A 21,400-nucleotide genomic window follows, 5' to 3' on the forward strand; every position below is an offset into this window, starting at 1 on the left:
TCTTTCATAAGAATCCATTTAACGAATGCCAAGTTATCTAATATTATCTGCCACCCTTAATATACGGGACACCGTTTGCTTTAGGTGCTTCAGCTCGACCAATAAATCCTGCTAAAGCCAAAATTGTTAATACATATGGTGCAATTAATAATAATACTTGTGGTACATCTTCCAAGAATGGAACGCCTGAACTTATAACACTTAAACTTTGTGCAAAACCAAAGAATAACGCAGCTCCCATCGCACCTAGTGGATGCCACTTTCCAAATATAACTGCTGCAAGAGACATAAACCCTTGGCCAACAATTGTTGCATGCGAGAAGTTTAATGCGATAGTTAAAGCAAACACAGAACCACCTAAACCACCAAATGCACCTGATAGAATAACAGCAATATAACGCATTTTATAAACGTTTATACCGTTTGTGTCTGCTGCCATTGGATGTTCACCCACAGCACGCAACTGTAATCCAAATGGTGTTTTATACAATACATACCAAGCGATGAATGCAAGGATAATAGCAACATATGATGTTACATATATGCCCTGGAAGAATATAGGGCCGATAAACGGAATATCACTTAACCCTAAAATGTTGGTTGTGTAGAAAGGTTCGCTAACCATATCAGTTTGACCTTTTCCGTACCACTGTTTCGTTAAAAAGACACCTAACCCTAATGCTAAAAAGTTAATGGCGACACCACTTACAACCTGATCAGCACGGAATGAAACAGATGCCACTGCATGAATCATTGCAAATATAGCCGAAACTACCATAGCAACCAGAATCGAAATCCATGGTGTCCATGCACCTAAAACATCAGCGAATGCTAAGTTGAAAACAATTCCAACAAATGCACCCATTATCATTAAACCTTCTAATCCAATATTAACAACACCTGAACGTTCACTGAATACTCCACCTAACGCCGTAAATATTAAGGGCGCTGAAAAGAAAAGTGCGGGCGGAATAATTGATTGTAATAGATCTACAAGCCCCATTTATTTCTCCTCCTTTTTGAAGCGAAGTATTGCCCATCTAATAATATAACTGGATGCTACAAAGAAGATAATTAATGCAATGATAATATCAACAAGTTCAGTAGGAACACCTGCAACAGTCGGCATATTCACTGCACCAACTTTTAATGTACCAAATAATATCGCCGCAAGTACAACTCCAATTGCGGTATTCGCACCTAATAATGCAACGGCAATCCCGTCAAAACCCAGATTGGTAAACCCTGACATAACAGAGATAGATCCATATGTACCTAATCCTTCCATTGCTCCCGCTAGCCCAGCGAAAGACCCGGCAATTACCATCGATAAGACAATGTTCTTACTTACATTCATTCCAGCATACTTTGATGCATGTTCGTTATATCCAACAGATTTCAGTTCGTATCCTATTGAAGTCCTTTGTATAATAAACCACATAATAATAGCAGCTAATAATGCAATTAATATACCGTAATGCATTCTCGAAAAGAAGGTAAGGCCTTGTAGCCACTCTGATGCCAATGATGCTGAAGCAGAGACAGATTCCGTATTATCCAGGTTATCTGTTAATACACTTCTAATTAATTCATTTGTCACGTACAAAGCGATATAGTTCATCATGATCGTTACAATAACTTCATGTACGCCCAGTTTTGCTTTCAGAATACCAGGAACAAATCCCCATAGCGCCCCTGCTGCTGCGGCAGCAAGTACTGCCAATGGTAAATGGACAATCATTGGTGCATCAAAAGCTAAGCCTACCCAAACAGCGGCAAGCCACCCAACAATAACCTGACCTTCAGCACCAATATTAAACAAACCGGTACGGAACGCAAATGCAACTGCAAGACCGGTTAGAATGTAAGGTGTGATTTGTCTGACTGTTTCACCCATAAAATACAAATCGCCAAAAGCCCCTGACCATAATGCCATATAGCCTTTTATCGGATTATATCCTGAAAACAACATAATAAATGCTCCAGCTATTAAACCGAGCAGAACAGAAATTATTGGAATTAAAATATTAAATAAACGACTAGATGTCATTGAGTTTCACCTGCCTCATCTTTGTTACTGCCAGCCATCAAGAGACCAAGCTCATGTTCGTCTGTTTCGTCAGGTTTGACATTCGCTACAATCTGACCATCAAACATTACTGCAATTCGATCACTAACATCAAATATTTCATCCAGTTCAAAAGAAATCAGCAAGACAGCTTTTCCTTTATCACGTTCCTCAATTAGTTTATTATGAATAAACTCAATAGCTCCTACATCAAGACCTCTTGTAGGTTGTGCTGCAATTAGTAAGTCTGGTGAGCGATCGACCTCTCGAGCAATAATCGCTTTTTGTTGATTTCCTCCAGATAGCGCACTTGCTTTGGTATATTCGCTTGGAGTTCTTACGTCATATTCTTCAATCAATTCATTAGCTTTTTTATAGATTTCTTTAAAGTTCAATATTTTATTTTTCGAGAAAGGCTTCTGATAATATGTTTGAAGTACCATGTTATCTCCAATTGCAAAGTCTAGTACTAATCCATATTTGTGCCGATCTTGCGGAATATGTCCGATACCACTTTCTGTAACCTTACGAGGTTTAAAGTTGGTAATATCCTTGTTGCTAACTTTAATAGACCCGGATTGCGCCTTACGTAACCCAGTAATTGCCTCTACTAATTCAGTTTGTCCATTACCATCAATACCAGCTATTCCAACAATCTCTCCAGCTCGAACATCGAGGTTTAACCCTTTTACAATATTAACTCGTCTAATATCCTGTACATTGAGATTAGTAATACTTAAGACGTTTTCTTGAGGTATTGCTTCTTTTTTTTCTGTTTTGAAACTAATCTCTCTCCCCACCATCAATGATGCCAGTTCGTTTACATTTGTATCTTTCACATTAAGAGTGTCAATGCCTTTACCCTTGCGAATAACAGTGCAACGATCACATACTTGCATAATTTCTTTCAACTTATGAGTGATTAAAATAATCGATTTCCCTTCAGCAACTAATGAATTCATAATATCAATAAGTTCCTTAATTTCCTGTGGTGTTAAGACAGCTGTCGGTTCATCTAAAATCAGCACGTTAGCCCCACGATATAACGTTTTCAAAATTTCTACTCGTTGTTGCATTCCAACAGATATATCGCGAATTTTTGCTGTTGGATCTACATTTAGTCCATATCGATCAGATAATGCCTGAATCTCCTGCTCTGCATGCTTCAAATTTACTTTACCGAATTTTGTTGGTTCACTGCCTAAAATAATATTTTGTGTAACGGTATATGTATCAACTAACATAAAATGCTGATGGACCATACCTATACCTAGATCATTGGCTATGTTCGGGTCAGTGATGTTTACCTTTTTACCTTCAACCCTAATTTCGCCTTTTTCAGGCTGATATAACCCAAAGAGAACATTCATTAATGTAGATTTTCCAGCACCATTTTCACCTAATAACGCATGTATTTCCTGCTTCTTAACTTGTATGGTTATATCATCGTTTGCAACAATTCCTGGAAATTCTTTACGTATATTTAGCATTTCTATTGCATAATCCAAATCACTTCACTCCTTTTTAAAGCTCTCAATTTAATTTTTTAAAAATCGCCAAATGAAAAGGGCTGGAAGAATGACTCTTCATTTGAGGATTTTCTTTTCTAAATTAAGTAGGGTGTTAAAAGGCTGGTAAACCAGCCTTTTAACACCAATTAACTATTAAAGAGCTTCAACGAAAGCATCAGTTTCTTCACGAGTCTGAGGAACTTCCACATCGCCATTTATAATTTTCTCTTTCCAATCTTCAATTGCAGTTACAATTTCATCTGTTAATGCTTCTTCATTCGTTTTTGCAGCGCTTACACCGCCATCTTCAAGACCATAAGCCAATACTTCTCCGCCTGGAAAATCATCAGTCATAGCTCTGTTCGAAACATCTTGTACTGCAATATCAACACGTTTGACCATAGATGTAAGTGTTACATTATGATCACCAATTTGTCCTTCTTCATATTGGTCACGGTCTACACCGATAACCCAAATTTCACGTTCAGGATCATTTTGTTTAATATCTTTTGCTTGAGCAAAAACACCATTACCAGTTGCACCTGAAGAGTGATAAATTACATCCACATCGTTACCATACATATTTGAAGCGATCAATTTACCTTTGTCTGGTGCTGCGAAAGATTCTGCATACTGAACATCTACATCAATTTCAGGGTCTACTGATTTAACCCCTGCAATAAATCCTGATTCAAATTTGTTAATTAATGCTCCGTCTACTCCGCCAACAAAGCCAACCTTGTTAGTTTTTGTTTTCATAGCTGCTGCTACACCAACTAGGAATGATCCTTGTTGCTCTTTGAATGTTAAACTAGCAACATTTGACTCTTCAACAACATCATCTACGATAGCGAAATTTGTCTCAGGGTATTGCCCTGCAACTTTTGCAATTGCGTCATGTAATTTGTAGCCAATTCCAAATATCAGGTTATAGTCCTGTTTTACAAGACGTGTTAAATTTGGTAGATAATCTGACTTATCATTTGATTGTGCATAGTCAAATCCTTCACCTTTTGAAAGACCATGTTCGTCTCCCCATGCATTTAAACCTTCCCATGCTGACTGGTTAAATGATTTATCATCAACACCGCCTACATCAGTAACCATTGCTGAGGAAAAGTCACTAGTTTCTTCGTTTGCTGTATTGTCCTCACTGCCTGATCCGTTGTCGCCATCCGTGTTTTCTTCTCCAGATCCGCCACCACACGCAGCAAGAATCATACCAATCGTTAGCAACATTGCAGCCAATAAAATAAATTTACGATTTTTCAAATTAAGAACCCCCTATTTTTGGATAAATAATAAAAGTTAAGTAAAAAGATATAAAGTGATTATCCTTCAATCACCTCCCTAACTAAAGTTATATTGAAACCCCTTACAAACGCTTTCTTAAAACATGAAAACTAAAAAAATCAGACCGAAAATAATTAACCGAATATAAGACCGGTTCATCTTCATCGGTATAATGCATTTGTTTTAATAAAAGCAATGATTGTTCAGGATCACACTTTAAAATCTCGTAAATACGATCATGATAGCTTACAGGTTCAATGTATGTTACCGCATACGAAATTCTTTTTCCTGAAAAATCCTCCATAAGTTTAAACAATGAATCTTTTTTGTTAATTAAATCTATTGGCACTAAACCTTTTGGAACTTTATCAATGCAAAAAACGACAGGTTCGTTATCCGCTGTGCGAACACGCTCGATTTTTACGAGTGAACAAATTTCTTTTGGTGAAAACTTTAACCGCTCATCTTCAGATGGCTCAAGTAGTTCTGTTGATAGAAACTGGGAACCAGGAGTCTTCCCGGATTGTGCAATCATATATGTAACGCTATTTAACTGCTCTATTCCTGAAGAAAAGATTGGTTTTGGATTTACAAATGTCCCTACACCATGTCGCCGTGTCACTAGATTTTCCTCTTCCAACACACGTAATGCTTCCCTTAGAGTGGCACGCGAGACCCCTAATAACTTTGATAGTTGAAATTCTGATGGGAGTTTCTGCTTCGTTTTATAGGTACCATTTTCAATGTCCCGCTTTATTTCATCAATTACTCGCAAGTATAATTGACGTGAATCTATCTTAATCGACATGACACCCCTCCAATCTTCCGTAATTAACAAAAAGAGATCTGACATCTGACGTATGACTCTTATATTCGACATAAATATAACACTTTTAGCTTAATAAATAAATAGATATAGGCAAATTTACATAAAAAAACTTATTTAAATATAGTTCGAAAGTCGAAGTTATAACTAGCAAGTTGAACGGACAGCTATTTCCTATAATAATAGGAATAACTGTCCGTCATAATTTTTTATGAAGACTTTTCCTCGCTTTGTGAAACAAGCACAGTTCGGGGTTTACTGCCTTCATACGGTCCAACTATGCCTCGGTCTTCCATAGCATCAATTAAACGAGCGGCCCGTGTATAGCCAATTCGGAATCTGCGTTGCAGCATTGATACACTGGCACTCTGCATCTCCGTTATAAGTCTAACAGCATCATCATATAAGTCATCATCAACATCCGATGTAACTTCATTAGCTTCCTCTGGTATCATCTCTTCCTGATATTTCGCTTTTTGTTGCTCAATACTATGATCAACGATCCGCTCAACCTCTTCATCAGATAAGAATGCACCTTGAACTCTAGTTGGTCTTGAGGATCCTACCGGCATGAACAGCATATCTCCGCGGCCTAAAAGTTTCTCTGCACCACCTGAGTCCAGGATTGTACGTGAATCAGTTTGGGATGACACACTGAATGCAATTCTTGATGGAATATTGGCTTTAATTACACCGGTAATTACATCAACAGAGGGCCGTTGTGTAGCCAATATCAGGTGAATACCTGCTGCTCTTGCCATTTGTGCCAATCTAGTAATTGCATCTTCTACGTCGTTTGATGCGACCATCATCAGGTCTGCCAGCTCGTCCACTAACACGACAATATATGGTAGATTGGGTTGCTTTTCTTCTGATGTCTGATTGTATTTACGGATATATTCATTATAGCCTTCTATATTACGCGTCCCTGTGTCAGAGAATAGTTCATACCTTCTCTCCATTTCAGCAACCACTTTTTTCAGAGCTCGGGAAGCCTTTTTCGGATCGGTAACAACAGGTGCTAGTAAATGTGGAATACCATTATAGACGTTAAGTTCTACTTTCTTTGGATCAATCATCATCATTTTTACTTCATGGGGTTTTGCACGCATTAATATTGTCGTGATAATTCCATTTACACAAACACTCTTCCCGCTTCCTGTTGCACCCGCGATAAGCAAGTGTGGCATTTTATTTAACTCAGCCACTACAGATTCACCGGATATATCTCTGCCTAGTGCAAATAATAGTTTTGAAGCTTGCTTATTTAGTGTACTATCCAGCACTTCTCTTAATGAGACCATCGCTATTTCCTGGTTAGGAACTTCAATTCCTACAGCTGATTTCCCAGGTATTGGCGCTTCTATTCGTATGTCTTTTGCCGCTAACGCCAGAGCAAGATCATCATGTAAGTTAACAATCTTACTAACTTTCACTCCTGCCTCAGGATATACTTCATATTTGGTAACTGCAGGACCTACATGTACCTTAGTAACCCTAGCTTTCACGCCAAAACTATTAAAAGTCCGTTCCAATTTTTTAACGGTAGCCTGAATATGTGACTTTTCATGTTGTTGTGAGCTTTGAGAAGGTTCGGCTAATAAACTTGGTGAAGGCAATATATATTCATAGTTTTCAGCTTCTGTCATCGGCAATGGATTTTCATTCTCTGGCTCTTTACCTTCTTCGTTAGATTCTTCTACTTCTTCTTCAATAGCAGGTTTAGTCGATTCATTTGGATCAAACGAATAAGCAATATCTGTGAAATCCTCAATCACTGGTTCAACCTGATTAGTACCTGTTTCAGGTTCCGGATTCATTTCATAAATTTCTTCTCCGTTATTGATATCCTTATTTACACGTGATTCTTTCCATTTGCCTTTAATAGACTTCATAGTATTAGATATTCGTTTCGTCCATTTCGAAAAGAAGTCACCTAAGGAAAACTCTGTAATAAAAATAAAACCAACTATGATTGAAAAAATAGCAACAATCTTTGCACCAACAGATGAAAATAAGAAATAACAAAACGCAAAAAGAATTGCTCCAGTCATCCCCCCACCTGTTTGTGTAGAGGAGATACTACCATCTATGTATGCGAAAAAATTGTTCCATGTTGTTTTAATAATTGATGTATCCTCTGACAACAATAATAGTCGTTCATATGTCTGAATGTGCGTTATCAGTAATACACCAATAAAAATAATATAAAAGCCGATCATCTTTTTATTAGTGAAATTTGGATAGCGTCTTTTAACCATCAGCATAATTCCTGTAATCAGTAAGAAAATAGAAGCAATAAAATACCAGATTCCTAAAAAGAATCGAAAAATATATTCAAGACCTCCTGGAATTGCTCCATCACTAATAGCACTAGCACCACTTCCAAAAATAGCTAGAAAAATAAATAGTAATCCTAATAATTCAAATTTCACTTGTTTCTTTAATTGACTTTTCTTTTTTCTCCTTTTTTTCTTTGCCAAAATTATCACCTCTATTACTTCTGGGCAGTCAATAATAACAATTGAATAGCAAACCCCTGCCATTTTGATAGGCAAGGGCTGACTTTACAATGCAATTAATTACATTATAGCACAGATTTTTTCTGATAGCTTATACATTACCGTAAAATAGTTCCAGGGTTGTAGTCACTATTCATAAAGTCCTGAGGGTCAGAGGACAATAATTGTAATAATTGATAACTTCCATCTTCTGTCTGTTCTACATATAAATCTTTTCCTTTATAGGAAACACAGTGACGATTGGAGAAATCCTTTTCGGAATATGGAAAAATATCTGTTTCAGATAAAGGTGTATATAACATTACTGCATCACCTGATCTTCTGTTTGTTTATTATTCTTAATCATTTCATTTACTTTTTTCATCGCTTCATTTACTCCCCCTACTGCATCTATCAGACCATATTCAACTGCATTATCCCCTATAACATTTGTTCCAATATCCCGTGTAAGATTACCTTTGGCAAACATTAATTCCTTGAATTTTTCTTCTTTTATATTCGAATGTTGAGTAACAAAGCTAATTACTCGATCCTGCATTTTATCCATATACTCAAAAGTTTGAGGTACACCGATCACAAGTCCTGTTAATCGAATTGGATGAATGGTCATTGTGGCTGTGGGTACAACATATGAATAATCTGTAGCTACCGCAATTGGTACACCTATTGAATGACCTCCACCTAGCACAATAGAAACAGTCGGCTTGGAAATGGATGCAATCATTTCAGATAGTGCAAGACCTGCTTCCACATCACCACCGACTGTATTTAATAAGACAATTAGCCCTTCAATTTTAGGGTTCTGTTCAATTGCAATAAGTTGTGGCAGCAAGTGTTCGTATTTTGTTGTTTTATTTTGAGGAGGTAATTGGACATGTCCTTCAACTTGGCCGATGATAGACAATACATGAATATTGGAGTCTGGCGCTTGCGGGACATTTGATTGACCCAACTGTTGAATTTTTTGTACTAGTGAAGATGGATTTGATTGATCTTCTTGATTCTGATCATCCTTCTTTGATGGATTCTTATCCATTTATAGACACTCCCTTTTCTATGTTCAGTACGTATAACGTTAGTATGAACGAAGTGGAAGTTTACCATACAAGGAATAAAAAATTATCGGCATAAACTGCCGATAATTTTTATTATTGAATTAACTTTTTTAACGTACTTTCTTCTTTTTCAGTAAGTGGCACCAGTGGTAATCGAACACCACCAACGTCCATACCTTTCATTTTCAATGCTGCTTTGACTGGTGTTGGTGATGGCGCAGCAAATAAACCATTCATAATAGGTAATAATTTCCGATGTAATGATGCAGCATTCTTTACATCTCCAGATTGATAAGCATTAACCATTTTTCTCATTTCATTTCCGATGACATGAGAAGCAACTGAGACAACGCCATCTGCTCCAATTGCGAGCATTGGTAATGTTAATGCATCTTCTCCACAATATACACTAAAATTATCAGGTGTCCCTTCAATAACATTTGATGTCAAATTAAGATCGCCGCTGGCTTCCTTTACTGAAACAATATTTTCGATTTCACTCAAGCGGATAATTGTATCAGCATTCATTTTTATTACAGATCTACCAGGTATATTATACATCATAACCGGTAAATTTGTTTCTTTTGCAATTGTAGCAAAATGCTCATAAAGCCCTTGTTGATTAGGTTTATTATAATACGGCGTAACAAGCATTATAGCATCTACTCCAACCGCTTCCGCTTCTTTTGTTAGCGCGACAGCTGAAGCTGTATTATTGCTTCCTGCACCAGCAATAACTGGAACTCTTTTTTTTACTTTCTCTACGACGTACTTAAAGAGAGCAACCTTTTCTTCTACAGTTAATGTTGGCGACTCACCAGTGGTACCAGCAATAACCAAACCTTCACTGCCATTTTCCAGTAAATATTCGATCAATTTGGTGGTCTGATCGAAATCAATTCTTCCACTGTTATCAAGTGGTGTCACCATTGCTGTTAAAACTTTGCCAAACTTCATGTTAGTACACCTACCCTCTTTCTATACCTTATACCGCATTATCACCGCTTAATTCAAAAACATCATGTAATGCATTAACAGCAGCATTTAAATCATTTTCATGAATGAGAACCCAAATAGTTGTGTGACTATCTGCTGATTGTAAAATCTGTACACCGGCATTGGTCAGTGATTGAACTATTCTTGAAGCAACGCCCGGAACTCCTGTCATTCCAGCACCAACAGCGGATACCTTTGCACAATTCTCAATTATTTCTGGCTGAAAACCCAGTGTCTCCAATATATGCACTGCTTTTTTTGTATGTGCATCTGGAACTGTATAAATTACTCCTGTCGGTGAAATATTTATAAAATCAACTGAAATCCCAGCCTCGGCCATTGCTTTAAACACTTCAGACTGTAACCGATGCGCCTCTTCTTTAGTTTGTACTTTAATTTGGCTTATAGACGAAATATGAGCAATTCCAGTTATTAACCGGTCTGGAATATCTCTGGCAAATTCCTGTAATCTAGATGCAGTAACCAATGTTCCTTCTTCCTGTAAGTATGTTGACCTCACACGCATTGGAATTTTGGCCTGCATCGCAATCTCAACAGCACGAGGATGAATAACTTTTGCTCCCTGATATGCTAAATTGCATATTTCTGTGTACGTAACAATATCTAGCGGCCTAGCCGTAGAAACAACACGCGGATCTGCAGTCATAACTCCATTTACATCGGTAAAAATATCAATACTGTCCGCTTGCAGTGCAGCACCTAGAGCAGCAGCTGTAGTATCACTGCCACCGCGACCAATCGTTGTTATTTCGCCTATAGATGTTTGTCCTTGAAATCCAGCGACAACTACTACATCATGCTGTTCAAATTCTTTTAGGATACGCTCCGTTCTTACTTCTTTTATCTTTGCCTGGTTAAAATCATCGTTTGTAATAAATCCAGCCTGTGCTCCAGTTAAAGCTGAGGCACTTATATGACTTTTTTGAAGTTCATTTGACAAGACAACCGAAGCAATTGTCTCACCGCAGGACATTAACAAATCCAGCTCACGGTCTGAGTTATGATTCGAAGGAAAACCTATTAAATCCAGTAATGTATCTGTAGCGTACGGATCAGGCTTACGCCCCAATGCAGATACAACAACAACTATTTTATAATCCTTAATCAGAGCATTTTTAATATGTTTAATGACATGATTTCTATTTTCTTCAGTCTGTACAGAAGTACCACCAAATTTTTGTACTAATACCTGCATTATTTCACCTCTAAAATTATAGCCAGTTATTTTTGATCAAACGATCTGCAATTTGAATCGTGTTCCATGCAGCACCCTTTACAAGATTATCCGATACAACCCATAAATGAATTCCTTTATTATTATCTAAATCTTTTCGCACGCGACCTACAAATACTTCTTCTTTGTTTGAAGCACTCAATGGCGTTGGATATGTTTGTGTATTTGGGTCATCTTCCAGAATTACCCCTTCTGCATCCCTTAACACATTCCATATATCTTCTACTGCTAAACCTTCTTTTTCAACATCAACATAAACACTTTCGGCGTGCGAAGTGAAAAGAGGTAACCTAACGCATGTAGCTGCTACAGGTAAATTAGGAGCATGCATTATTTTTTTGGTTTCATTTATCATTTTCATTTCTTCAAATGTATAACCGTTTTCCTGAAATACATCTATTTGTGGGAGTGCATTAAATGCAATTGGATAGTGCTTTTCATCCCCTTTTACAGGTAATAACTCAGCTGTCATATCCTCATTATTTAAATATTGCTTTGTCTGATTTTCCAACTCATTACATGCCTCGTTACCCGCCCCTGAAACTGCCTGATATGTCGAGACAATAACACGAGATATTCCGAATGCATCCTTAATTGGTTTTAAAGCAGCTACCATTTGAATAGTTGAACAGTTTGGATTTGCAATAATTCCTTTATGTGATTTAATATCTTCTTCGTTTACTTCTGGTACTACTAAAGGAACTTCATTGTCCATTCTATATGCACTTGTATTATCAACTACTACTGCTCCATGTTTTACTGCCTCAGGTGCTAACTGTTTAGAGACAGAACCTCCAGCTGAAAATAAAGCAATATCTACGCCAGCAAAACTATCTGGTGTAGCTTCTTCCACTGTTATCTCCTGATTTTTAAACAATAGCTTTGTGCCTGCTGACCGCTTTGATGATAAAAGCTTCAGCTCATTTATTGGAAAGTTCTTTTGCTCAAGTATTTGAGTGATCTTTTTGCCTACCGCTCCAGTTGCACCTACTACTGCAATATTGTATGCTGTTTTCTTTGTCATTGTAAAGACACCTCACTAATAATAAGATTCTATTTATTTTACCATATTATCATACTCATGAGGTATAATTACAGGCTGAAGTTGTTTATGCTGAATTGCATGTTCAACAGTATCATGCAAATAGTCCATATCTGCGACTAACGAATTTGGTTTTTTTATAGGATCATCTTGGCCATATGGAATAAAATAAATAAATTTGCTTGCCATTAATCTCATTAAATTCACGCCATTTAGTCCAAGTGCATCATTAGTGGCTATTCCAAGAACAACTGGATTTTGATTTCGCATTGTTGCTTTTGCTGCCATTAATACAGGTGAATCTGTTAATGCATTTGCCATTTTACTTAATGAATTTCCAGTTAATGGAGCAATCACCATACAATCTAAAGGCAATTTTGGTCCTAATGGTTCCGCTTCGGGCATTGTTGTAATGACGCTTTTTCCAGTAATGGATTCTATTTTTGCAACATGATCTTCTGCTTTGCCAAACTTGGTATCTGTGGTTCTGACTGTATACGTAACGATCGGTATTACATCTGCCCCAGCCTCAACTAGACGTTCCAGTTGAGGAAATACTTTGTCATACGTACAATGTGATCCAGTAAATCCAAATCCAATTCTTTTTCCTTCTAATGACATTATATACGTTCCTCCTCATTAGTTAAAAATTGCTTAATTACATCGGCCAGTATTTTGCCTGCAGTCTTCGGCGCTACTATACCCGGTAGACTTCTGGCTAAAATTGCCTTAATACCTCGTTGGTCTGCATAAGCAAAATCTGTACCTCCAGGCTTTGAAGCAAGATCAATAATAAATGCATGTGACGGAAGCTGTTGAATAGATTCTTTTTTTACAACTTGTGCTGGGACTGTATTGATTAATAAGTCGCACTCATTTGTATGTTCATGTAATTTTTCAAATGGAATAGCTGTATGTCCCATTTCAGTAATTCTGGCTAAATCCATAATACTTCTAGCACAGACAGAAACTTCCGCCCCAAGGGCAGAGAATTTATTTGCTACTGTGTTGCCTACTCTGCCAAACCCAACCACAATTACTCGTGATGAGTGTATCGTATAGTCTGTATGTTCGATTGCCATCATTATTGTTCCTTCAGCAGTAGGAATTGAGTTGTATATAGCTACATCATCCCGATTAAATAATGGTATAAGAGAAACATGAAGTTCATCTGTAACAGAAGTTAAAAAGTCATTTGTTATGCCAGTAAATACGAGTGTTGATTTTTTTAACTGTGCAAACCACTGTTTTGTTAATTTAATTTCCTGATCAGAAAAAACTGTCTCAACATACCCTTTACTATTTGTTCCAGTTATTGGAAGAATAACTGCATCTAGTTTTCCTTGCTCTAGTTCGACAAAATCCACTTGTTTTAATCCTGTGAATCCTTGTTCCAACTTATCGAATCCAACTAAAAAAATGGTTGTATCAGGCAGTGTTTGCAACTGTCGTATCAATTCCAGGTAACGTGCATCTCCACCTATAACAGCGATTACTTGATTCATCGTCGAAAAACCCCTCCAGACATACTTTCACTAAATTCATTTCTTTATAGCTTATGTGCGTATCATGGGTTAGTGATTAGCAAAAACAAAAAAAAGGCTAGTATCATAAAAATGACACTAGCCCATAACGTGAATACTACCCTAATCGATTTCAATCATAATCATATCTTCGCCAATTTTTTTAATTGAGCTCCATCTGATTTTTGTTTCTTCGCCTTCTTTTTTTAAACCAAACCATTTGTAATTCGGAATGACAAATGATTCAATTTGACCTGTCTTTTCATTGATTTCAAGATCTGTCTGACCTAATATACCCAACCGTGATCCATGGTTGACATTAACAATTTCTTTACCGCTAATATCCTTATAGCGCATATGATCGCCCCCATGATTGTCTAGCTAATAGTATATATATGCCATTTAACATAATCTATGATTAGGAAGTTGTTTTAGGTGCAATTAATGCACTTGATGGAGATTGTTCAAATATCGTCTCAATTACTTTCTGTATTTTTTCATGATTAACTGCATCAATCTCCTGAATCATCTCATCCAATGATCGATGCCTGTTTAAAAGTAATTCATTTCTTCCATTACGGCTCATACGACTGCTGGTGCTCTCTAGGCTTAGCATGAGGTTCCCTTTTAACTGTTCTTTACTATTTTTTAGTTCTTTATCCGTCAGACCATTATTTATCAGCTTTTCCACTGTTTGATTAATTGTATCTTGCAGTTGTGGTAATTGTTCTTTACCAGTTCCAGCATAAATTGTTAGCATTCCACTATCCTGAAATGACGCATGATAAGAAAACACAGCATAAGCTAATCCTTGCTTCTCTCTAACTTCCTGAAAAAGCCTTGAACTCATACTGCCGCCTAGTACGTTATTCATAATTATCAAACTGTACATATCCTCATTTCCGACAGCCAGACCATTATATCCTAAACATAGATGAGCCTGTTCAGTATCTTTATTTCGCTCAATATTATTTGCTAAAAATGCAGGTTTCTTTAATTTTACACGCTCTGAGTCTGATTCATAATTGCCAAAATAACCTTCGACTGTTTTAATAAATGATTCATCTACATTACCTGCAACAGAAACTACTACATTTTGCGGAGTATAGCTCTCTTTTATATATTCCCTCAATGAATTCGGTTTAAAGGAAAGTAACTGCTCTTCTGATCCTAAAATTGGATATCCTAAAGGATGATCCCCATATGAAGCACGAGCCAGAATATCATGAACGATGTCATCTGGTGTATCTTCATACATTTTTATTTCCTCCAAAACAACTTTTTTCTCTCGTTCCATTTCTTCCTCATCAAAGGTAGAATTAAAGAACATATCAGCTAAAATTTCAAGAGCGTATTCCTTATGTGTATCGATAACTTTAGCATAAAAACACGTGTATTCTTTCGATGTAAATGCATTAACTTGTCCACCTATTGCATCAAAAGCTTCTGCAATATCCTGTGGAGATCTTTTTATAGTCCCCTTAAAAAACATATGTTCAAGAAAATGGGAAATTCCATTTGTTCCCTCTGATTCATTTCTCGATCCAGTTAATATCCAAATACCAATTGTTACAGAGCGTACAGCAGGTATATTTTCTAACACAATTCGAAGCCCATTATTACTAGTATGTTTCTCTACCAAAGTATTTCCTCCTAAAATCCATCCAAATGCTATCTTTCTTCATTCATTAATGAAGTAATCGTTCCTATTTTATAACCTTTTTCTTTTATATTTACAATTAACGAATCTAATCCTTGTGCTGTTGAGGATGTAGGGTGCATTAATACCGTAGCACCAGGATGAATGTTGTTGTTTACTCGGTTCATCATAACAGATACAGATGGATTCTTCCAATCAATCGTATCTACACTCCACAGAATCGTTTCCATGTTCATTTCATGTGCAATTTTAACTACTTGATCATTGTAACTCCCGCTTGGCGGAGCTAACCATTTTGGTTTATTATCAGTAATAGCTTTAAGAATTTCATTTGTTCGATTAATTTGTTCAGTTATTTGCTTTTTTGACAACCGAGACATATCCGGGTGATTATATGCATGATTACCTATTACATGACCCTGTTCATCAATCATTTTAACGAAATCAGCATTTTCCTGCGCCCATTTACCTTCAATAAAGAAAGTTGCTTTGACGTTTTGCTTCTTCAGAACGTTAAGTATCGAAGGAATATACTCATCACCCCATGACACGTTTATTAAGAACGAAACCATATCTTTTTCAGGGTGGCCCCTGTAAGTAGGGGCAGCTGGAAGTTCTTTATACGTAATGTTAGGTGGAATCTGTTCATAAACCAGTAGCGTTTTGTCAAATACACCACCCTTTTTCATTTGTTCATATGATTTATTTACATCTACACGGATACCATTTAATCCGGGTGTTTTCTTCCACACTTTATCAATTATTGCATTTTCAGGAGGTTTTCTATATTTAGTACTTTTTGTTCTGATTTTTTGAAGCAGAGATTCCTCCGATTTTGATACAGTATAAGAAAACGTTTCAGCATCATTTAAAATAAATGGATTATAGCTGTTATTAAATGCCAACGCTACAACAATAATAAAAACGCAAAAATGAATAATAGCACGATAGCGATACATTCAAATCCCCCCTTATTCATTCATATGAATGAGAAGGACAGGATATGAGAGCATAAAAAAAGAAACTGGATTTCCAGCTTCTTGATTTTAAAACAGCTTACATACTCGATTTTTCACTTTTTTCTTTTTCATCTTTTAGTACAGCTTTTCTTGAAAGGTTTACCCGACCTTGATTATCGACTTCTTTAACTTTAACCATAATTTGATCACCGATTGAAACAACATCTTCAACCTTATTAGTTCGTTCTTCTGCCAGTTCAGAAATATGAACCAAGCCATCTTTTCCTTTGAATAACTCTACAAATGCTCCAAATTTCTCAATACGCTTAACTGTGCCCATATACATTTGTCCTGCTTCAACTTCTCGTACAAGATCTTCAATAATCTCTTTTGTTCTTTCGTTCATGGAAGCATCAGTTGATGAGATAAATACACTTCCATCCTGTTCGATGTCAATTTTTGCACCAGTTTCTTCAATGATTTGATTAATCTGTTTCCCGCTTGGTCCAATGACAGAACGGATTTTATCTGGATTTATTTTCATCGTTAGGATCTTAGGTGCATATTGTGACAGCTCAGATTTTGGCTCTTTAATTGTCGCAAGCATAGATTCAAGAATATGCATACGACCTTTTTTAGCCTGGGTTAATGCTTCCTTCAAAATTTCTTTTGAAAGTCCGTCAATTTTAATATCCATTTGAAGTGCTGTAACACCTTTTTCAGTTCCAGCTACTTTAAAGTCCATATCACCAAGTGCATCTTCCATACCTTGAATGTCTGACAAAATTGTATAGTCTTCGCCGGATTTAACAAGTCCCATCGCAATACCTGCAACAGGTGTCTTAATCGGTACACCAGCATCCATCATAGCTAGTGTGCTTGCACAAATACTTGCTTGAGATGTAGAACCATTCGACTCTAAAACTTCAGATACTAAGCGAATCGTATATGGAAAGTCTTTTTCTGATGGAATAACTTTCTCAAGTGCACGCTCACCTAAAGCACCATGTCCAATCTCACGACGACCAGGTCCTCTAATTGGCCCTGTTTCTCCAACACTGTATTTCGGGAAATTATAATGATGCATAAAACGCTTGGACTCTTCTAAATCAAGACCGTCCAAAATTTGTACATCACCTAATGCCCCTAAAGTACACACACTCAACGCCTGAGTTTGTCCACGTGTGAAAAGTCCAGAACCATGCGTCCGTGGTAACACGTTAATTCTCGATGATAACGGGCGTATTTCATCAACTTTACGGCCATCTGGACGTATTTTCTCTTTGGTGATTAAACGACGTACTTCTTCTTTTACCATTTTATCAAGGGTCGCTTTTACATCACCAATAACTTCTTCATCGGCTTCTTCGTATAAGGCTAATACTTCATTCTTAACATTACTGATTGCTTCTTCTCTGGCATGTTTTTCTTCTACCTTAATTGCTTCCTGTAATTTATCTTTAGCTTCAGACTCCACTTTTGCAGCAATGTCTTCGTCAGTATCAAGTAATGGCATATCAGCTTTCTCAACACCGACAGCAGCAATTATTTTCTCTTGAAATTCAACAAGGCGAGTAATTTCATTATGTCCAAACATGATGGCTTCAAGCATAACATCTTCTGGTACTTCCTGCGCTCCTGCTTCAACCATGTTAATAGCATCTTTTGTCCCAGCTACAGTTAATTCGATTTCACTATTTTTCTGTTGCTCAATGTCAGGATTAATAATAAACTCATTATCAATCAGTCCAACGTTCACTCCTGCTATTGGTTCGGAAAGTTGGATATCAGAAATCCCCAATGCGATAGAAGATCCTATCATTGCAGCCATTTCTGAAGAACAATCCTGATCAACACTCATTACCGTACTGATAACTTGTACTTCATTTCTATAGCCATCTGGGAAAAGTGGTCGAATCGGTCTGTCAATTAAGCGTGAAGTTAATGTAGCTTTATCGCTTGGACGCCCCTCTCTCTTAATAAACCCTCCGGGTATTTTCCCGACAGCATATAAACGTTCTTCATAATTAACAGTTAAAGGGAAAAATGGTAAGTCTTTTGGTTCTTTGGATGCTGTTGCTACTGATAACACAGAGGTATCACCGTAGCGAATCATACATGCCCCGTTAGCTTGTTTTGCAAATTCTCCTGTTTCAACGATAAATTTCTTACCGGCAATTTCAGTGGAGAATTCTTGATTTTCTTCTGCCATTGTATTAGTACTCCTTTCAATATAAACATACTACCATTCATTTTATAGTTAATAAGCTAAAATGTAAATTTTATGTATTAATTAAGTATAAAAAACTTGGCTTATCGCCAAGCTCTAATGGCGAAAGCCTAAGTTGCATTTATTCAGCAAAATAATAATTTATACTTTCTGAATTGATAAAAAAAGCAGGATTGCTCCTGCTTTTTAAAATACTTATCGGCGTAGGCCAAGTTTTTTAATTAGTTGACGGTAGCGTGTAACATCGTTATTACGTAGGTAATTAAGTAAGTTACGACGTTTACCAACCATTTTCAAAAGACCACGACGTGAATGATGATCTTTTTTATGAACACGTAAATGTTCATTCAGTGTTGTGATTTCTTCAGTAAGTACAGCAATTTGTACTTCTGGAGAACCAGTGTCATTATCGTGAACTTTGTGTTCACTAATAATTTCATTCTTACGTTCTTTTGTGATAGCCATCTGGCTCACCTCCATTAAATTATTAATATCCCCAGTCCCCTAGCAAACGTCGGAGTTACGATCTGCCAAGCGATGGTTTTACGTTTCTAAGCGTACATCTTTTTCGCTGAAAATGCAAGTGGTAAATCAAAGAAACGTTAACTGCAAAAGTAATTGCGAATACATTTTTCATCGTTATCTATATAATTGACTAACTCTTCAACACTATTAAATTTTTCCTCTTCTCGAATGAATTTATGCCATTCTACATGCAGTTCTTCACCATATAAATCATTATTATAATCAAATATATTAACCTCTACAGATGGTTCAACTCTGTCATCTGTAAAAGTTGGATTATATCCCAGATTCGCCATTCCTTCATAAACTTCATTTTTATAAAGCACTTTTACTGCATATACACCGACTTTAGGCAATAGTGTATCGGGAGTAACCCTTAAGTTTGCGGTTGGGTAACCAATTGTTCTTCCGCGCTGATCACCTTCAACAACAATTCCTTGAATAGTTAGCGGTCGTCCTAGCAAGTAGTTGGCTTTTTCAAGTTCACCATTTTGGAGAAGCTCTCTTATTCTGGAAGAACTCACCTTTTCATTATCCAGTTCGACTTTGCCGATTGTTGTATAATTAAATAAACCTTTTGTTTGGTTTTTAATCCGTTCCATATTACCTTGACCTTTATGTCCATAAGAAAAATCAAATCCTGCCACCAAATGTTTAATTTTTAATCCAATAATAAAATGATCAATAAATTGCTGTGGTTCAAGTGATGCTAATTCTTTATTAAAGGTAATAACATACAGACGATTTACACCCAGTTGCTGTAGAATCTCTTGCTTCTCTCTTAAAGGCGTAATATATCTTACATGTGGTGCATCTTTTTTTAATACAACAGATGGATGAGGATGAAAGGTAATAACTGCACTTTCCATTTTACGTTCCTTCGCCTTAGATACAGCTGTTTGTATAACTTTCTGATGACCTTTGTGGATACCATCAAAAAAACCTATAGCAGCAACTGTCTCCGGTAGCTCTTCTAATATCAATGTGTGAGGATATGTTAATTCAATCGTTCGCAACGCTCTTCACCTACTCTTTTTCACTCTTTAAAAACTCTAATTGGTTTAATTAAATCCGTTTTTTCAGGATGTATTTGATAAATTGCCAATACTTGTTTATCAAACATCATTACAAAAGGATCTGTCTTTGACACATTATCAGGCTTTGGCAATTTTTGGCCATACAGCACTCGCTTTTTGGTATTTTCATCAACATTAATATGTTCCAGATGATTTAAACCTTTTGAAATTGGCATCAATAACTTTTCTTGGTTCTGCAACTCTATCGCATCATCAATAGCGGAAAATGTAACAGTGTCTTCCTTTTTAATAATTCCTGTTTCTGTTCTAACCAAGTGTGCCATATGTGCTGGGTAACCTAATTTCTTACCAATATCTACACATAATGTTCGGATATATGTACCTTTTGAACAGGTTGCCTTAATCGTAAACCTATCTTGATGTTCTGTCTCTCCCACTTGGTTAAGTTGGTAAATTATTACTTTCCGCTGTGGTCGTTCTACTTGTTCATTTGCCCTTGCATATTCATATAGCTTTTTACCATTTACTTTAACAGCTGAATACATTGGAGGAATTTGTGTGATTTCTCCCCTAAACAATTGTAACACGTTTTCAATTGACTGTTTAGATGGCGGATTTACCACTTTGTATTTCTCGATAATTGCACCGTGACTATCTTCAGTTTCAGTAGCAACACCTAACATCACTTGTGCTATATATGTCTTTTTAGTATCAGTCAAATAGGGGACGATTTTGGTTGCCTGTCCAATACAGATAGGTAAAACACCTTCAACCTCAGGGTCAAGGGTTCCTGTATGTCCTACTTTCTTTAAATGGAATTTTTTCCTAATTGCTATTACACAATCATGTGACGTCATTCCTTTTGGTTTCCATAAAGGCAATATACCATTCATCTAAC

At 36.6% G+C, this 21,400-nt stretch carries 20 protein-coding genes; all 20 read right to left on the minus strand.

Going from position 1 to position 21,400, the window contains the following annotated elements:
* Positions 1-43: 43 nt before the first annotated feature.
* The 20 genes from BLS02_RS10150 to truB all read right to left on the minus strand — a co-directional run bounded on the left by BLS02_RS10150 (position 44) and on the right by truB (position 21,395).
* A complete protein-coding gene (locus BLS02_RS10150; protein WP_092492888.1) occupies positions 44-1,003 on the minus strand; it encodes an ABC transporter permease in 960 nt (319 codons plus the stop codon).
* Positions 1,004-2,050, minus strand: coding sequence for an ABC transporter permease (locus BLS02_RS10155; protein WP_092492889.1), 1,047 nt, complete (start codon positions 2,048-2,050; stop codon positions 1,004-1,006).
* Positions 2,047-3,576, minus strand: coding sequence for an ABC transporter ATP-binding protein (locus tag BLS02_RS10160; RefSeq protein ID WP_092492890.1), 1,530 nt, complete (start codon positions 3,574-3,576; stop codon positions 2,047-2,049). The genes BLS02_RS10155 and BLS02_RS10160 overlap by 4 nt, the downstream gene beginning before the upstream one ends.
* Before the next feature lie 156 nt (positions 3,577-3,732).
* On the minus strand, positions 3,733-4,851 hold the full coding sequence (locus BLS02_RS10165; RefSeq protein ID WP_092492891.1) for a BMP family lipoprotein: 1,119 nt from the start codon (positions 4,849-4,851) through the stop codon (positions 3,733-3,735).
* A 103-nt stretch (positions 4,852-4,954) separates the two neighbouring features.
* Positions 4,955-5,680, minus strand: a complete 726-nt coding sequence (locus tag BLS02_RS10170; protein ID WP_092492892.1) for a GntR family transcriptional regulator — start codon at positions 5,678-5,680, stop codon at positions 4,955-4,957.
* Between the two features lie 227 nt (positions 5,681-5,907).
* Positions 5,908-8,181 (minus strand): FtsK/SpoIIIE family DNA translocase, encoded by a 2,274-nt coding sequence (locus BLS02_RS10175; RefSeq protein ID WP_092492893.1) that lies wholly within the window; start codon positions 8,179-8,181, stop codon positions 5,908-5,910.
* A gap of 137 nt (positions 8,182-8,318) precedes the next feature.
* Positions 8,319-8,522, minus strand: a complete 204-nt coding sequence (locus BLS02_RS10180; protein WP_092492894.1) for a YlzJ-like family protein — start codon at positions 8,520-8,522, stop codon at positions 8,319-8,321.
* Positions 8,522-9,256 (minus strand): ClpP family protease, encoded by a 735-nt coding sequence (locus tag BLS02_RS10185; protein WP_092492895.1) that lies wholly within the window; start codon positions 9,254-9,256, stop codon positions 8,522-8,524. Before BLS02_RS10185 ends, BLS02_RS10180 begins: the two co-directional genes overlap by 1 nt.
* A gap of 112 nt (positions 9,257-9,368) precedes the next feature.
* Complete coding sequence (gene dapA, locus BLS02_RS10190) at positions 9,369-10,232, minus strand: 4-hydroxy-tetrahydrodipicolinate synthase (protein WP_092492896.1); 864 nt, start codon at positions 10,230-10,232, stop codon at positions 9,369-9,371.
* A 28-nt stretch (positions 10,233-10,260) separates the two neighbouring features.
* The gene (dapG, locus tag BLS02_RS10195; protein ID WP_092492897.1) at positions 10,261-11,487 is read right to left on the minus strand and encodes an aspartate kinase; all 1,227 of its coding nucleotides are present in this window, start codon (positions 11,485-11,487) and stop codon (positions 10,261-10,263) included.
* Between the two features lie 16 nt (positions 11,488-11,503).
* The gene (gene asd / locus BLS02_RS10200; protein WP_092492898.1) at positions 11,504-12,550 is read right to left on the minus strand and encodes an aspartate-semialdehyde dehydrogenase; all 1,047 of its coding nucleotides are present in this window, start codon (positions 12,548-12,550) and stop codon (positions 11,504-11,506) included.
* 33 nt (positions 12,551-12,583) lie between these two features.
* Positions 12,584-13,189, minus strand: coding sequence for a dipicolinate synthase subunit B (gene dpaB, locus BLS02_RS10205; protein WP_092492899.1), 606 nt, complete (start codon positions 13,187-13,189; stop codon positions 12,584-12,586).
* A complete protein-coding gene (gene dpaA, locus BLS02_RS10210; RefSeq protein WP_092492900.1) occupies positions 13,189-14,073 on the minus strand; it encodes a dipicolinic acid synthetase subunit A in 885 nt (294 codons plus the stop codon). Before dpaA ends, dpaB begins: the two co-directional genes overlap by 1 nt.
* A 141-nt stretch (positions 14,074-14,214) precedes the next feature.
* The gene (locus tag BLS02_RS10215; RefSeq protein ID WP_092492901.1) at positions 14,215-14,448 is read right to left on the minus strand and encodes a YlmC/YmxH family sporulation protein; all 234 of its coding nucleotides are present in this window, start codon (positions 14,446-14,448) and stop codon (positions 14,215-14,217) included.
* A gap of 61 nt (positions 14,449-14,509) precedes the next feature.
* Positions 14,510-15,733, minus strand: coding sequence for a M16 family metallopeptidase (locus BLS02_RS10220; protein ID WP_092492902.1), 1,224 nt, complete (start codon positions 15,731-15,733; stop codon positions 14,510-14,512).
* Between the two features lie 29 nt (positions 15,734-15,762).
* A complete protein-coding gene (locus tag BLS02_RS10225; protein WP_092492903.1) occupies positions 15,763-16,710 on the minus strand; it encodes a polysaccharide deacetylase family protein in 948 nt (315 codons plus the stop codon).
* Positions 16,711-16,807: 97 nt separating this feature from the next.
* Positions 16,808-18,922, minus strand: a complete 2,115-nt coding sequence (locus tag BLS02_RS10230) for a polyribonucleotide nucleotidyltransferase (protein WP_092492904.1) — start codon at positions 18,920-18,922, stop codon at positions 16,808-16,810.
* 213 nt (positions 18,923-19,135) lie between these two features.
* Positions 19,136-19,405 carry a 30S ribosomal protein S15 gene (rpsO, locus tag BLS02_RS10235; RefSeq protein WP_092492905.1) on the minus strand — a complete coding sequence of 90 codons (270 nt, stop codon included), beginning with the start codon at positions 19,403-19,405 and terminating at the stop codon, positions 19,136-19,138.
* A gap of 137 nt (positions 19,406-19,542) precedes the next feature.
* Positions 19,543-20,481 carry a riboflavin biosynthesis protein RibF gene (gene ribF, locus BLS02_RS10240; protein ID WP_092492906.1) on the minus strand — a complete coding sequence of 313 codons (939 nt, stop codon included), beginning with the start codon at positions 20,479-20,481 and terminating at the stop codon, positions 19,543-19,545.
* A 20-nt stretch (positions 20,482-20,501) separates the two neighbouring features.
* Entirely contained in the window at positions 20,502-21,395 is an 894-nt protein-coding gene (gene truB, locus BLS02_RS10245; protein ID WP_092492907.1) for a tRNA pseudouridine(55) synthase TruB, read from the minus strand.
* Between the last annotated feature and the right edge of the window lie 5 nt (positions 21,396-21,400).

The organism is Virgibacillus salinus (genome assembly GCF_900102415.1).
In the GTDB taxonomy this organism is placed as follows: Bacteria; Bacillota; Bacilli; order Bacillales; family Amphibacillaceae; genus Lentibacillus; species Lentibacillus subterraneus.

Bases quoted from the DNA above. Each gene is read 5' to 3' on its own strand.
- asd (WP_092492898.1), bottom strand. From the start codon at position 12,550: ATGACAAAGAAAACAGCATACAATATTGCAGTAGTAGGTGCAACTGGA.
- dapA (WP_092492896.1), bottom strand. From the start codon at position 10,232: ATGAAGTTTGGCAAAGTTTTAACAGCAATGGTGACACCACTTGATAAC.
- truB (WP_092492907.1), bottom strand. From the start codon at position 21,395: ATGAATGGTATATTGCCTTTATGGAAACCAAAAGGAATGACGTCACAT.
- BLS02_RS10225 (WP_092492903.1), bottom strand. From the start codon at position 16,710: ATGTATCGCTATCGTGCTATTATTCATTTTTGCGTTTTTATTATTGTT.
- BLS02_RS10150 (WP_092492888.1), bottom strand. From the start codon at position 1,003: ATGGGGCTTGTAGATCTATTACAATCAATTATTCCGCCCGCACTTTTC.
- BLS02_RS10230 (WP_092492904.1), bottom strand. From the start codon at position 18,922: ATGGCAGAAGAAAATCAAGAATTCTCCACTGAAATTGCCGGTAAGAAA.
- dpaA (WP_092492900.1), bottom strand. From the start codon at position 14,073: ATGAATCAAGTAATCGCTGTTATAGGTGGAGATGCACGTTACCTGGAA.
- dpaB (WP_092492899.1), bottom strand. From the start codon at position 13,189: ATGTCATTAGAAGGAAAAAGAATTGGATTTGGATTTACTGGATCACAT.
- BLS02_RS10155 (WP_092492889.1), bottom strand. From the start codon at position 2,050: ATGACATCTAGTCGTTTATTTAATATTTTAATTCCAATAATTTCTGTT.
- BLS02_RS10215 (WP_092492901.1), bottom strand. From the start codon at position 14,448: ATGCGCTATAAGGATATTAGCGGTAAAGAAATTGTTAATGTCAACCAT.
- dapG (WP_092492897.1), bottom strand. From the start codon at position 11,487: ATGCAGGTATTAGTACAAAAATTTGGTGGTACTTCTGTACAGACTGAA.
- BLS02_RS10185 (WP_092492895.1), bottom strand. From the start codon at position 9,256: ATGGATAAGAATCCATCAAAGAAGGATGATCAGAATCAAGAAGATCAA.
- BLS02_RS10180 (WP_092492894.1), bottom strand. From the start codon at position 8,522: ATGTTATATACACCTTTATCTGAAACAGATATTTTTCCATATTCCGAA.
- rpsO (WP_092492905.1), bottom strand. From the start codon at position 19,405: ATGGCTATCACAAAAGAACGTAAGAATGAAATTATTAGTGAACACAAA.
- BLS02_RS10170 (WP_092492892.1), bottom strand. From the start codon at position 5,680: ATGTCGATTAAGATAGATTCACGTCAATTATACTTGCGAGTAATTGAT.